The sequence below is a fragment of the Ornithinibacillus gellani genome (assembly GCF_003730295.1).
GTDB lineage: Bacteria > Bacillota > Bacilli > Bacillales > Amphibacillaceae > Ornithinibacillus_A > Ornithinibacillus_A gellani.
Genome location: NZ_QTSZ01000011.1, coordinates 1 through 14,085 on the forward strand (window position 1 = coordinate 1; position 14,085 = coordinate 14,085).

The following is a 14,085-nucleotide window of genomic DNA, read 5'->3' on the forward strand; positions in this document are numbered from 1 at the left end:
CCACCACCTTTAAATACTTTAACTACTATTAATAATACCCTTATATATTTAATAGTTAAAGCACTGTAATTAAAAAATCCTAAACTTCGAGTACTTAGAGTACTCTAGTTTAGGATACTATGTTTAAGGGATCACCAGAGGGGTGATTGTGGGCAACAATAATGGAAGCAGCCGAGCGTTTTACGGCTTCTCGAAACACCTCACGCGGGTGAACAATGGAAGCGTTGAGGCTGCCGATAAATATCGTTTGCTGGTGGATGATTTGATTTTTTGTATTTAAGAATAATGCGACAAAATGTTCCTGATTCAGATGCCGCATCTCTTCCATAACAAAATCTGCACCATCCTTTGGGGAACGAACGACATATCGATCTGTTGTTTTATACTGACTCATTCGTTTCCCAAGCTCAAGTGCAGATAAAATCAAAACACCTTTTGCCCTGCCAATTCCTTTTATTGCCGTTAATTCCTCTATCGTTGCATCCTTTAATAAATTTAAACCTTCAAAATGCATCAACACACGGTTAGCTAAAGATATAACTGATTCTGTTCTCGTTCCACTTCCTAGTAATATTGCGAGTAATTCCTGGTTGGATAAGTGATTTGCACCAAGCTTTAATAGCCGTTCCCGTGGTCGGTCCTCCTTTGGAACATCTTTAATTCGAATAGCATGCATCATTCATCAACATCCCTTCCATTCATTACATAGAGCATATCCAATGAAAGATGAAATAACAAATGAGCATTTTCGCAATTTACCAGTACGAATCATCTACAAAAATTACTTTCCTCTCATGCTTTTTTCCATTTTTACGCATACATTTTAATCATTCTTTAAATTCAACTATCCTTTCTAAAGATTATGTTCATATGTTTTCCAAAGCTCAAGCAAATGAATTGTAGCGGCATTTCCAATAAACTGCTGCCAATCTGGTACAACCTGATCAAATAATTGCTGCCATTTAGAATCTGCTAAGGAAAGGGCGCTACCCGTTTCTTTTAATTTTTTCCACCCTTCCGATGCTACATTTTTGTCTTGATCTAATGTGCTTAGCGACGCTTCCCATTGTGCTTGAAAATCACGAACCCATTCATAGGAATCCGTTGAAATCTCTAACGTTTTGCTAGGTACAATCCATTCTTTAACATATACGTCAAGCTGCATGGCCTTTAATTTTTCAGCTTTGCTATTTGCTGCTTCTAATGTCCCCGCAGCATCTGCAAACAGGTAATACTGATCATCCCTATTCCAAACCATCGTATGAACACCTGCTTTTTGAAATTGGGCAGCAATTTGGTCTGCATTTTCTTTTTCTGAAAAAACACCAGCTTGTAACACATATGCTTGCATGGCTTCCAATTGTATCGTCTGCGGTTGTTCTGTGGCAGATGGACTTGCACCTGTAGTAGCTTTTGGCACAGTTGATTGACTACCCCATAAATCATATGTGTTGTCTGAACCAATGAAAAATTGAATAACCATTAAGCCAAGTACTGTACCTATTAAAAGTGCAGCTATGCTAGAAAGAACGACAGGGTGAAACAACTTCACTTTCCGTTTCTTTTGAAAAGCATTGTGACTGCTAGTATCATTAGAAAATGCTAAATCACCCGCAGCTTTCTTCAATGGTATACTAGTTTTTTCTCGCTTTAATTGCTTTGCTTGAATCGCCTTCATTGCTTTTTTCTTCATCTATTTGCCTCCCCGCATTGCTAGATTTATTTTCAACCCTAGCATAGTCAAGTGAAGAAAATAGACGAAGCTTGTCACCTATCGTTCGTAAAGGTTCTACATTTTCAACATACTCATCAACATGAAAACACAAAAAGACCGATTAACTTTCATGATAATCGGCCATGTCATACGTCATATACTTTTATTGGTTTGATTCACGATGGCTGTCCTCACAAGCTTTATAAAATGAAGGGAGCCGGCAAAAAAATATACAGCTTCTGAAGACCGATGCTGGTTGGCTAATATAGTCTGCAGTACCTTCAACCAATCGGCGTCTTTCAATATACCTTTTCCTTCAATAAAACGACTGAGTTCTTGAATAGAAGCTGCTCGCTCATGTGCAAATGTCGTCAAAGTAATGGAATGAAAAAACGGCTGACTCGCTTGCAACATATGTTTGAGATCTTTATCGCTAAAACCAGCAAAGATAAGATGTTTTTCCTTATCATGATACCCTTGTTCAACCGCTGCTAAAAATGCTGACATCCCAGCCGGGTTATGCGCACCATCGATAATGATGAGCGGTTTTTTATGAACCTTTTCAAATCGACCCGGTAAAGCTGTTATTCTAAAGGCTTCAAGTGTTCGCTGCCAATCGTTACGGTAGCCCAGTTGCTCCAGTAGCTTTAACCCTTGAAGTGCAAGAGCAGCATTTTTCACCTGATGAAGCCCAGGCATCTTGATCATAACGTCTAAAGCATCACCTGTCTGATTATTCCAAGTAAATGCAGTAACATCGTTTGTAGAGACTACTTGCGTATACAGAAAATCTTCACCTAAATGATAAGAATCAGCGTGCAGCTTCACTGTTGTTTCTTTTATAATTTGTGCCGCGGAATCATCCATTTCTCCCCAAACCACAGGAACATTTTCTTTAATTATACCTGCTTTATGACGAGCAATTTCAGCAACATTTGATCCTAAAAAAGCCGTATGGTCTAATGCAACATTCGAAATGATAGATAAGATTGGCTGCATACAATTGGTTGTATCCTCCAATCCACCCATCCCTGCTTCTACTAAAGCAATATCTACAGAATTTGAAAAATGTAAAAATGCCATAGCTGTCAATATTTCAAATTCAGTAGGGTGATTGTCTTGTTTATCCATTGTCATAACATGCGGGATAACCTTTTCCAGTAAATCTAAAAACACATCCTCTGTTACTGCCTGCCCGTTCACAAGGATATGTCCAGTTAAACCCGATAAACTTGGGGAAGTAAACTGACCAGTTATATAACCATTAGCTCGTAAAGCATGCTGCATGAAGGCAACCGTTGACCCTTTCCCATTTGTTCCTGCAACATGTACGGCTTGTAGCTCATGCTGTGGGTTTCCTAGTGATTCTAAAAGCTTCACCATGCGTTCTAACCCTGGTTTAATCCCATAATTTTTTCTGTTCTCAAAAAAAGAACATGCTTCCTGATAATTTACAATCATAACTGCACCGCTTTTCCGATAATCTGATAATATACATAGTATAGCAGTTTCCAACAATATGTTGCACCCAGATTCATTGATATAGTGAAACTTCAAGCCGTGGGGGTTTTCGCACTCCCCCACGGATTGTTAGTTGACCCATCAGGCCTTTACCGGCTGTTGATCCCCCACATCAAGAATTCTTGTTATCAACAAAAATTCTCGATGTGGAGGGGCTTACAGCCAGTTAATTGGTGGTAAATACAAATGTAAACGATAATCAATTTAATAGAAAGTTTAGGAGGAAGAATGAAATTGAAACCATTTGGATGGATTATATATAATGGCAATCTGCCTGGAAATAAATTTCGTGATTTTGCTGAAATGCTTCAAGAAGCAGCTTATCGAGCTTGCTTGGAAACCAGCCTTATTCCAAACAATGCCAGCCTCTGTTTAATGGATCAATATGAGTTAGGTATTTTGGATATTCCAGAGCAAAAGTTGCCTGATTTTGTAATATTTACAGACAAAGATATTTATTTGGCTAAACAACTTGAATTACTTGGAATTCGTGTTTTTAATGGTGCGGAAGCTATCGCAATTAGTGATGATAAAATTGCCACCTATCAAATGTTAGCAGCCCATGGTTTAGCAATACCCAAAACAATTATTGCGCCAAAAGAATTTAATACAGGTGGTAGTGTACCGCCACATTATCTATACGGGGTAGCAGAAACACTTCATTTTCCACTCGTTATCAAGGAGGCATTTGGTTCTTTTGGTGAACAGGTTTACTTAATTCATAACGAGGAACAATTACATAGCAAGACTGCAGCATTACGGGGCAAACCTTTTTTATTCCAAGCTTATGTTGCCAATAGCCATGGGAGGGATATACGGTTACAGGTAGTAGGAGATCAGGTGCCGGCTGCAATGAAGCGAACATCTAAAACAGATTTTCGAGCAAATGTTACCACAGGAGGTACGACACAACCCTATGAACCTACAGAAGAAGAAATTGCACTTGCAATAGCCGGTACGAAGGCAATTGGAGCTGACTTTGCGGGTGTTGATATTTTGTTTGGGGACGATGACAGACCAATTATTTGTGAAATTAATTCGAATGCCCATATACGAAGTATGCTCGTTTGTACAGGAATTAATTGTGCTGATTCCATTATTGAATATATTAATTCTGCATTAGAAAGGACAAGCTGATGACAACTGGATGGATTATTTATAGTAAAGCGGATGCTATCGAAAATGCATCCTATATACAATGGTTTATTGAAGAGGCTGCTGCTCAACACTTAGAGCTTTCTCTCATCATTCGAGAAGAAATGCAGATGGGTATCATTCACCAAGCACCAACTATCTTACTAAATCAGCAAACAGTAGAGCTACCTGACATTGCAATTGTTCGTACCATTGAACCATTGTTGAATCAAATGTTGGAGGATCGTGGAGTCGCGGTCTATAATTCTTCGTATATTTCTAGAATATGCAATCACAAGGCAAGCACACATGTAGCTGTAAATCAACTTCAGGTTCCAATGGTATCGACTTTGTTTATGAAAAAAACACACCTATCGTCCGAAGCTCCCTTTCCTTTTCCTTTCGTTATCAAAGAGGCTGGCGGGCGTGGAGGTCAACAGGTGTTTTTAATTGAAGATCAGCAAAACTGGCTGAATCGATATCCGAAAATACAGTCCAACGATCTAATTGTTCAGGATGCCTGCGCACAGTTTGGTAAAGATCTACGGGTTTATGTCGTTGGTAAAGAAATAATCGGAGCAATTTTAAGGGAAAGCAAAAAAGATTTTCGTGCTAATTTTAAATTAGGTGGAACAGCGGCGTTATACCATCTCTCCCAAGCCGAGAAAGAACTAGTGGAACGAATTATTCAGCAATTTGATTTCGGCATGGTTGGTATTGATTTTCTATTTGATATGCAAGGTGGATTATTATTCAATGAGATGGAAGATGTTGTAGGTTCACGAACATTAAGCGCGGTAACTAATATAAACATCGTCAAAAAATATGTTCGTCATATCATGAATACGTATCAAAGATAACAATATAAATAGTAATAAGCGGAACCACCAAATGGATTCCGCTTATCATCTTACTTATTTAGTTCTTCAAGTCTCTTCTGCACTTTCGATTGTTTCTCCAGATAATCCGCTTCTTTATTTCTTTCTGCAGTAACAACCGCTTCTGGAGCTTTATTTACAAAACCAGCATTGGCAAGTTTCTTCTGTACACGTTCTACTTCTTTCGTCCATTTTTCCAACTCTTTTTGTAATCTTTCTCTTTCCTTTTCTGTGTCAATCAAACCTTCTAGTGGAAGAAAAATCTCTGCCCCGGTTACAACTGCTGACATTGCTTTTTCCGGAACATCTACCTGTTCAGCAATTTCTAAAGCATTCAGATTACAGAAATGTTCCAGATATGAACGTTCCTCTTCCAATTCTTGAACAATGGCAGCATCTTTAGGCATAACAAGCATATTAATTGGTCTAGACATTGGCGTATCTACTTCTGCTCGAATGTTTCGTACCGCCTTGATCATCGCAACTAATCGACTCATTTCTGTCGCTGCTTTTTCATCGTGAAATTCCTCACGAGGCTGTGGCCAAGCTGCAACAGATATAGAATCTCCTTGATGTGGCAGCTGTTGCCAAATTTCTTCAGTAATAAATGGCATATAAGGATGCAGCATCCGCATCGTTTGATCCAAGACATATGCTAATACAGAACGTGTTGTATTCTTTTTGTCTTCGTCATCACCGTACAATGGCAGCTTTGCCATTTCTATATACCAATCACATAAATCATCCCAGATGAAATTATATAGATGGCGACCTGCTTCCCCAAATTCGTATTTATTGGTATTTTTGGTTACATGTTCAATGGTTTCATTAAGTCGTGTTAAAATCCATTTATCTGCTAAGGAAAGCTCTCCGGATAAGTCGATATTCTCATATTTGAAACCTTCCATATTCATCAACGAAAATCTTGACGCATTCCATACTTTATTTGCAAAGTTCCAGGTAGACTCTACTTTTTCCCACTGGAAACGTAAGTCCTGGCCTGGTGTTGATCCAGTTAGTAAGAAATATCGTAAAGCATCTGCACCGTACTTATCTATTACATCCATTGGATCAACGCCGTTGCCAAGTGATTTACTCATTTTTCTTCCTTCAGCATCACGGATTAATCCATGCAAAAGCACATCCTTAAATGGCCGTTCACCAGTAAACTCTTTTGCTTGGAAAACCATACGAGCAACCCAGAAAAAGATAATATCATATCCGGTAACAAGAACATCGGTTGGATAATAACGTTTAAAATCTTCTGCTTCTTCATCTGGCCAGCCCATAGTTGAGAAGGGCCATAATGCAGAGGAGAACCATGTATCTAGTACGTCTTCATCCTGTTCCCAATTGTCAATATCAGCTGGTGGCTCCAATCCAACATATACTTCCTTTGTTTCCTTATGATACCATGCTGGAATACGATGCCCCCACCAAAGCTGTCTGGAAATACACCAATCACGAATATTTTCCAACCAGTGCATATACGTTTTTTCAAATCGTTCCGGAACAAAATTCACTTTTTGATTACTGTCTTGAAGTTCAATTGCAGCATCAGCAAGTGGCTGCATTTTAACAAACCATTGGGTAGATAAATATGGTTCTACTACAGCCCCACTTCTTTCCGAGTGTCCTACCTGGTGAGGTCTTTCTTCAATCTCAAATAAGACTCCCATATCCTGCAGGTCTTTAACGATCTGTTTTCGACATTCAAAGCGATCTAATCCTTGGTATTTGCCAGCATTTTCATTCATTGTACCGTCCTCGTTCATCACGAGTACCCGCTTTAGTTGATGACGATTACCAATTTCAAAATCATTGGGATCATGTGCAGGTGTAATTTTAACTGCACCTGAACCAAGCTCTCGATCTACATAATCATCTGCAACTATTTTGATTTCTCGCCCAACAATTGGCAGGATAACGGTTTTACCAATTAAGTGGCTGTACCTTTCGTCATTGGGGTGTACAGCAACAGCAGTATCCCCAAGCATCGTCTCTGGTCGGGTTGTCGCAATTTCAATCGTTTCATCGCTATCTTTAATTGGATAGCGCATATGATAAAACTTGCCCTGTACTTCTTCATAGATAACTTCAATATCAGATAAAGCTGTCTTTGTTTTCGGATCCCAATTAATAATATATTCCCCACGGTAAATGAATCCTTTTTCATAAAGCTTAACGAATACTTCACGTACAGCTTTCGAAAGACCTTCATCCATTGTGAAACGTTCCCGGGAATAATCTAAACCAAGACCAAGCTTTCTCCACTGATTACGAATGGTATTCGCATAAGTCTCTTTCCAATCCCAAACGGTTTCCAAAAACTTTTCCCGACCGAGATCATATCGGGATTGTCCTTTTTCACGAAGCTTTGACTCCACCACTGCTTGGGTGGCAATTCCTGCGTGATCCATTCCTGGCAACCATAGTACATCAAAGCCTTGCATTCGTTTCATTCGAGCAATTGTATCTTGCATGGTTGTGTCCCATGCGTGACCGAGATGCAATTTACCAGTTACATTTGGTGGTGGTATTACAATTGTAAAAGGCTCCTTTTCTGGATTATTTTCTGCTTCAAAAAATTTTCCACTTAACCAAAAATCGTAGCGACCCTTTTCCACATCCAATGGATTATATTTGGATGGCAATGTATTTGATTTCTGTTGTTCCGCCACTTTCATTCCTCCTTTAAATTTACAGCATGGTTTGTTACTGAAAGGCATTTGTCATTACCACAAATTTTATAAAATAAAAAAAGCCCTTCCATCCTATATAAAAGGACGAAAAGACTTACATTTCCGTGGTACCACCTTGATTTGCAGCAATGAATACAGCTGCACACTCATTCATGATAACGGTATGAACCGGCTATATTCTATTAGGATTCCATCATCCGTTCAAATAAGCTGCATCATGGGCGACCTTCCAGATAATGTACAACTAGGGATCTTTCACCAATCACCCCCTCGCTTCAAGTGCCATTATTTGTACTCTTCCCACTCATCGCATGTATATGACCATATTTTAACCGAATATGCGAGAAAATGCAATTCCGTTTTTATAAAGTATTGCACAATATACCCTAGTCCATTCATAGGATATAGAAAAAGTGTTAGGAAGATATTTATAATAGGAGGGAAACTTGTCATGGCTAGATATTACCGTTATCGACTTCCACCATGGGTGAGGAACTGTATTTGTGTCATTGAACAAGCAATGCTCCCCATTTTAGTGTTTCAATTACTACGGACACTATTCTTTCCAACTACCTTAGATGTTTTTCTTTTGGGTTTAGTCGTTGGTATTTTTGTTGCCTTTTATCTGGAATGGATTTAACTTTCTTCATTTGCTTCAAATATTTGCATTGCCAGCTGCTCCGCTTTTTTGGATACTTCCATGCCGAACATCATTTGTCTAAATAATTGTTGTAGTTGTTTTACTTGACCAAGCATGGAGGTAGCATCCTCTTGACCACGAATAGTTTGGATTGTCTGTAAATACGGTAGTGGATTTAATAAATGAATAGAAAGATAATGTAGCTCACTTTCTAGTAGTGAAAAGATATCTGCATATTCATCCAATGCCTCAAGTAATTCATCTATGGGGGCTGTAAAGCGCTTTGTTTGTTGATTGAAATAATAGATCAAATCATCCATTGGATTGCTGTAGTGGGCTTGATCCCAATTGATGATAAATAATTGTTCTGATTGTAGAACATGTGATTGATCCAGCCTGCCATGACATAATGCATATCTCCATGTCTGATTTTCATTAATGGATAAAGCATAGGCGTCCAAATGTCTTTTTAGTAGTTGACAGGCTTTTTCAACATCATGAAATTGGGTACAAATAAGTAACTCTTTTGGAGACATATACCAAGACGTTTCACATTGTTCCATATAAGCCAATAAGTGATGATATAATTGTTCCACGGTTTGTTGATAACGTATATACGGTCCAATAAATGCTTCGGATTCTATCGTTTCTGTAATTACAGTTTTTTCATGTAATTCACCTAATGCAATAAATAATTCTTGTGGGCGATGTTTAGCATTATGACTTTCAACCCAAGGGCTAAGATAATACATACCAGAATCCTTATCAATGAAACGATTTTTACGTTCTGTTACATATAATGGAAGAATTGCTGATATACGTTGTTCTGCTGCTACATCATATACATGTTTCCAGAGATTGACCCCTCCTTCTTTAAAATTACCTTTTTTGATTGCATAAAGTTTACCTTGATACTCTATTTTAGCGACACGTTCCGTAATTGTTTCTACTTGGGTTGGGTGGATTCGATATGCTGCCGCAGCTTCCATTATATTTTCCATGGACGATACCACCCTTTCAAGACAGGAAGCCCCTTGAATAGTAACTATCAAGGAGCACCTCTATTTTATGGGACAAACAAAACCAATTGTTATTCATCTTTATTTCTAATTGGAACAAATAATAATTGACCAGGTTCTACATGATCTTCGTTTAATCGATTGCGATTTACGAGATGCATTGCAGATGTCTGGTATCGTTCTGCAATGGTTTCTAAAGTATCTTTTTCCTGCACGATACATAGGCGAACACGTGTATAAGCTTCTTCATTACGTTCAAATAATCCATCCAAATATCTTATACTTGAATCCGCTGCTCCACTTTCCTCATCATCTTCCCAAGTTCCTGTAGAAATGTCGTCTAATTCAGCAACAGCAGTATGACTTGTTTCTACTACATATTCTTCAGATACGTTTTCACTATCCTCTAAAGCTGCTTCTTCACCTTCCGATTCTTTATTAAAAAATTCGGATAGGCTCTGGGATTTTTCTTTCCACTTCCAGCGATCCTTTTCTGCATCATCTAATTCCTGAGATGAAGATTCCTCTGCCAATGTCTTCGTATGCTGTTGTTCATCTGTAGTCAAATTTTCATCCAAGCGGTCAACTGAATCATGAGAAACTTCTTCTGTTTGACCTTTCAATTGATTAGCATCCTCTTCCATATCCACTGAATCCTCTCTTAATCGGGGGTCAGTTGAAGCATCGTCTGCTTGCAAGGAATAATCTAATTCTATTACTTCGGAATCTCTTTTTTTCAGATCAAATTCAAAAGCATATTCCACTTCTTCTGAATCATCAGAAGCCTGTTCTCTTTCAATTTCTGTGCCATTTTCAAGCTCCACAGTTTCTAAAGGTTGATCATTTATGCCTTCAATTTCAACAGTAGATTGAAATTGAAGCTTTCCCCCATCAGGTAATTCATAATCAAAAGCAGCGATTGAAACAGTCACTTCATCTAAATTTGCAACTCGATATGCGGGAACGGATATTTCTACTGGAAAACGATGGGAAAAAGTCATGTATCCATCTTCTTTTTCATCCACTTGTTCCATGTAACGTTTCGCATGGATGTCATCTAATTTGAGCAAAGCTTCTATCTCACCAGGTTCCGAAGGCTTCTTTTCATATTCTCCCCGAAGTTCAACTACACCGCGAATAGAAATATATTCATTAAATGTCTGAATGGAAATCTCCGGATCCAATGAAATCTCCAACATCTCTGCGACTTCCTGCTCTTTTTCAAAATAGAGGGTTTCATTTAAATCAAAGCGATAGACAGGTGGTTCTGTAACCAAGCTCATCCTCCTTTCTGCATCCATCATAAAGCATGCTATCTCTAGATTATCTATATGAATTTATCAGTAAGGATATGCTTCCTTTCTTGAACTGATTACAGATTTTCCGAACGAGAAAGCCCATGCAGGTTGCAGACCGTCTTTAGACATGGGGATGATAGTGAGGTCAGACAAAGGATGATTTTTGCCACCCTAATTATCTGAAAATATGCTATACTTGGCTTATAGACAAGTAAAAGTCTTTAAAACACATCTCGTTCATTGAAAACTAGATATCGTATAAGGTTCGATAGTCGGATGAAAAAAACTGTATGCTATGGTAATAGTAGTATAGCCATATCTGCTATATGCACTGGATATGGAGGGGCAATGGGATGCCCCAATCTTGAAGGCTGTTCAAAACAGAAATGGACTGCGAACGCATAGTCATTCAAGAATCCCACTGGCGATTGCCAGCTTGCCCGTTTACGAGTGGGAATCTCAACAGTTATTTGATTTTAAGGTCAAAGTGAAGTAGGAAATTGAACAATGCATACCTGATTTACTTTTCCACACTGTCACTGCATTGCAAATAAAATAAAGTGACACTTCAATCAATGAAGGTTTTCGGCCCCCTATTATCAACAAAAATTCTTGAAGCGGGATCTGACAGCCAGCTAATCTGTGATAAAAGTATCTACTACATAACTTATGCTAGTGTTCCTGATGAAAATATACTGGGATTTACCTGATTAACGGGTATGAGAAAGTATACTGCCTGTAACCAAATTTTAAACAAATTCACAATAACAAACGGCCATGCTTATCTCTGCGTGATAAACTTGGCCGTTTTTTCATGATGAGAGACTAGTTATGTCCCAATCCCCTATCGTTAGTCATTCATTATATGTTTAAAGACATTCCATATTGCTTCAATTGTTTGATCAATATCTTCATCCGTATGAGCTGTAGATAAAAATAGACCTTCAAACTGTGATGGTGGAAGGAATATACCTTCTTCAATCATACCGCGATAATACTTAGCAAATAACTCCAGATCTGAAGACCTAGCCGTTTCATAATTGATTACCGGTTCATCTGTAAAAAATACACCAACCATTGAACCTGCTCGATTAATCTGCAATGGTACATTATATTTATCAGCTGCTTCTCGGTAAGCTTCCTCCAGACGATCCACTTGCTGATTAATTCTTTCATAGGCATCTTTATCAACTGCATTTAAGGTTTCATAGCCAGCAGTCATCGCTAACGGATTTCCAGATAACGTTCCAGCTTGATAGACGGTACCCGCTGGGGCAATATTCTCCATGATTTCCCGTTTTCCACCGTAAGCACCAACTGGTAATCCACCACCAATTACTTTCCCTAAACACGTTAAATCCGGGGTCACATCGTAATGTCCTTGAGCACAATGATAGCCTACCCGGAAACCAGTCATTACTTCATCAAAAATGAGTAATGTACCATGCTCTTCGGTTATAGCTCTAACTTTTTTAAGGAAATCATCCACTGGAGGGACCACACCCATATTTCCACAAACAGGTTCCATAATAACTGCAGCCAGTTCATTGCCATATTTCTCAAATGCTGCTTGCAGACTATCCATATCATTGTAAGGTACAGTAATTGTATTTTGAGCAATTGCACTTGGCACACCAGGACTGTCTGGTAATCCTAAAGTTGCTACACCAGAACCAGCTTTAATTAACAAAGAGTCGCCATGTCCATGATAGCTTCCTTCAAACTTTAATATTTTATCTCTCCCTGTATAGCCTCGTGCTAAACGAAGGACACTCATTGTTGCTTCTGTACCGGAGTTCACCATTCGTACCATTTCAATGGATGGAACCCGATCAATAACAAGCTGTGCTAGCTTATTTTCTAGTAATGTAGGAGCTCCAAAGCTTGTACCTTTCGCTGCGGCTTCTGCCAAGCCTTTCACTACACGTTCATCTGCATGCCCTAACAGTAAAGGACCCCAGCTTAATACATAGTCAATATAGGTATTCCCATCAATGTCTACGATTTTAGAACCTTTCGCATGATCCATAAAAATTGGATTCATTCCAACAGATTTAAAAGCGCGTACCGGCGAGTTAACCCCTCCAGGCATTAAATCAACTGCTTCTTTATATGCATCAATCGAATTTGTAAAATCTTTCACCATCATCACCTCATACCCATTTGATAAAATCCGCTAACCGTTGTTCCTTATGATTCTTGTAACCAGCGCACTGCATCCTTTGCAAAATACGTAATGATTAAATCTGCACCAGCTCGTTTCATAGAAGTTAATTTTTCTAAGACAAGCTGTTTCTCATCGATCCATCCATTCATCGCTGCCGCCTTCACCATGGCATATTCACCACTTACATTATACGCAACAACTGGAAGATTAAAATTATTTCTCACATCACGCACGATATCTAAATATGATAAAGCCGGTTTGACTATTAGAAAATCTGCTCCTTCTTCAACATCTGATGCAGCTTCACGTAACGCTTCTAATCGATTAGCGCTATCCATTTGATAGGTTTTACGATCACCAAATTGTGGTGTACTTTCCGCTGCATCCCGGAATGGTCCATAAAAAGAGGAGGCATATTTAACAGCATAGGACATGATCGGAATGTTTTCATGCCCAGCTTCATCTAGTGCTTGGCGGATGACCCTCACGAATCCATCCATCATATTTGAAGGTGCAATAATGTCTGCTCCTGCATCTGCTTGAGCCACCGCAGTTTTTGCCAATAATGTTAATGATTCATCATTATCAACCGTTTCTCCATGGATGACCCCGCAATGGCCATGGGATGTGTATTCACAAAGACAAGTGTCAGCAACCGCTAAGATTTCAGGGGCTTCGGCTTTCGCGAATCGAATCGCTTGTTGTACAATGCCATCCTCAGCATACGCGCCTTTACCCAATTCATCCTTCTCTTCCGGAACACCAAAGTACATGACTGCTCCAATACCAAGTTGCTTTAATTCAGCTAATTCACTCCCAAGCTGATCAAGTGATAATTGAAAAACACCTGGCATGGAAGGCACTTCTTTTTTTATTCCTTTTCCAGCTACAACAAATAGTGGATAAATAAAATCATTACAAGACAGATGCGTTTCACGTACCAGTGAACGCATCGTTGCTGACGAACGTAATCTACGATGTCGTTGAAAATTTGTTTGGTCAGTCATATTTA

12 protein-coding genes and 1 other annotated feature are annotated in these 14,085 nt (G+C 38.9%); of the genes, 4 read left to right on the forward strand and 8 right to left on the reverse strand.

Annotated elements, in window-relative coordinates; translation table 11 throughout:
* Positions 1-109 precede the first annotated feature (109 nt).
* From radC to DX933_RS02705, 3 genes are all read right to left on the reverse strand, one after another.
* Complete coding sequence (radC, locus tag DX933_RS02695) at positions 110-679, reverse strand: RadC family protein (protein WP_123314946.1); 570 nt, start codon at positions 677-679, stop codon at positions 110-112.
* A 174-nt stretch (positions 680-853) separates the two neighbouring features.
* A complete protein-coding gene (locus tag DX933_RS02700) occupies positions 854-1,693 on the reverse strand; it encodes an SPOR domain-containing protein (protein ID WP_123314947.1) in 840 nt (279 codons plus the stop codon).
* A gap of 174 nt (positions 1,694-1,867) precedes the next feature.
* Positions 1,868-3,229, reverse strand: coding sequence for a bifunctional folylpolyglutamate synthase/dihydrofolate synthase (locus DX933_RS02705; protein WP_145962258.1), 1,362 nt, complete (start codon positions 3,227-3,229; stop codon positions 1,868-1,870).
* 240 nt (positions 3,230-3,469) lie between these two features.
* On the opposite strand from DX933_RS02705, the gene DX933_RS02710 reads away from it, so the two are divergent.
* Both DX933_RS02710 and DX933_RS02715 read left to right on the forward strand, forming a co-directional pair.
* The gene (locus DX933_RS02710) at positions 3,470-4,372 is read left to right on the forward strand and encodes an ATP-grasp domain-containing protein (RefSeq protein WP_123314997.1); all 903 of its coding nucleotides are present in this window, start codon (positions 3,470-3,472) and stop codon (positions 4,370-4,372) included.
* A complete protein-coding gene (locus DX933_RS02715; RefSeq protein WP_123314949.1) occupies positions 4,372-5,229 on the forward strand; it encodes an ATP-grasp domain-containing protein in 858 nt (285 codons plus the stop codon). Before DX933_RS02710 ends, DX933_RS02715 begins: the two co-directional genes overlap by 1 nt.
* Positions 5,230-5,279: 50 nt before the next feature.
* Here the strand turns inward: DX933_RS02715 and DX933_RS02720 are convergent, their stop codons facing one another.
* Positions 5,280-7,928 carry a valine--tRNA ligase gene (locus DX933_RS02720; protein WP_223805855.1) on the reverse strand — a complete coding sequence of 883 codons (2,649 nt, stop codon included), beginning with the start codon at positions 7,926-7,928 and terminating at the stop codon, positions 5,280-5,282.
* A 98-nt stretch (positions 7,929-8,026) separates the two neighbouring features.
* Positions 8,027-8,266, reverse strand: a binding site (T-box leader).
* A 134-nt stretch (positions 8,267-8,400) separates the two neighbouring features.
* Between DX933_RS02720 and DX933_RS02725 the strand changes: the two genes are divergently transcribed.
* Positions 8,401-8,589 (forward strand): hypothetical protein, encoded by a 189-nt coding sequence (locus DX933_RS02725; RefSeq protein ID WP_123314951.1) that lies wholly within the window; start codon positions 8,401-8,403, stop codon positions 8,587-8,589.
* Here DX933_RS02725 and DX933_RS02730 read toward each other — a convergent pair.
* Positions 8,586-9,590 carry a protein kinase family protein gene (locus tag DX933_RS02730; RefSeq protein ID WP_123314952.1) on the reverse strand — a complete coding sequence of 335 codons (1,005 nt, stop codon included), beginning with the start codon at positions 9,588-9,590 and terminating at the stop codon, positions 8,586-8,588. The two genes, DX933_RS02725 and DX933_RS02730, sit on opposite strands and share 4 nt — an antisense overlap.
* Positions 9,591-9,679: 89 nt before the next feature.
* Positions 9,680-10,885, reverse strand: coding sequence for a stage VI sporulation protein D (gene spoVID / locus DX933_RS02735; protein WP_190279385.1), 1,206 nt, complete (start codon positions 10,883-10,885; stop codon positions 9,680-9,682).
* Between the two features lie 385 nt (positions 10,886-11,270).
* On the opposite strand from spoVID, the gene DX933_RS18700 reads away from it, so the two are divergent.
* Complete coding sequence (locus DX933_RS18700; RefSeq protein WP_263363166.1) at positions 11,271-11,402, forward strand: hypothetical protein; 132 nt, start codon at positions 11,271-11,273, stop codon at positions 11,400-11,402.
* 354 nt (positions 11,403-11,756) lie between these two features.
* Here DX933_RS18700 and hemL read toward each other — a convergent pair whose 3' ends face one another.
* Together hemL and hemB are read right to left on the reverse strand one after the other, a co-directional pair.
* A complete protein-coding gene (gene hemL, locus DX933_RS02740; RefSeq protein WP_190279386.1) occupies positions 11,757-13,049 on the reverse strand; it encodes a glutamate-1-semialdehyde 2,1-aminomutase in 1,293 nt (430 codons plus the stop codon).
* A 47-nt stretch (positions 13,050-13,096) separates the two neighbouring features.
* On the reverse strand, positions 13,097-14,080 hold the full coding sequence (gene hemB / locus DX933_RS02745) for a porphobilinogen synthase (RefSeq protein WP_123314955.1): 984 nt from the start codon (positions 14,078-14,080) through the stop codon (positions 13,097-13,099).
* Positions 14,081-14,085 lie beyond the last annotated feature (5 nt).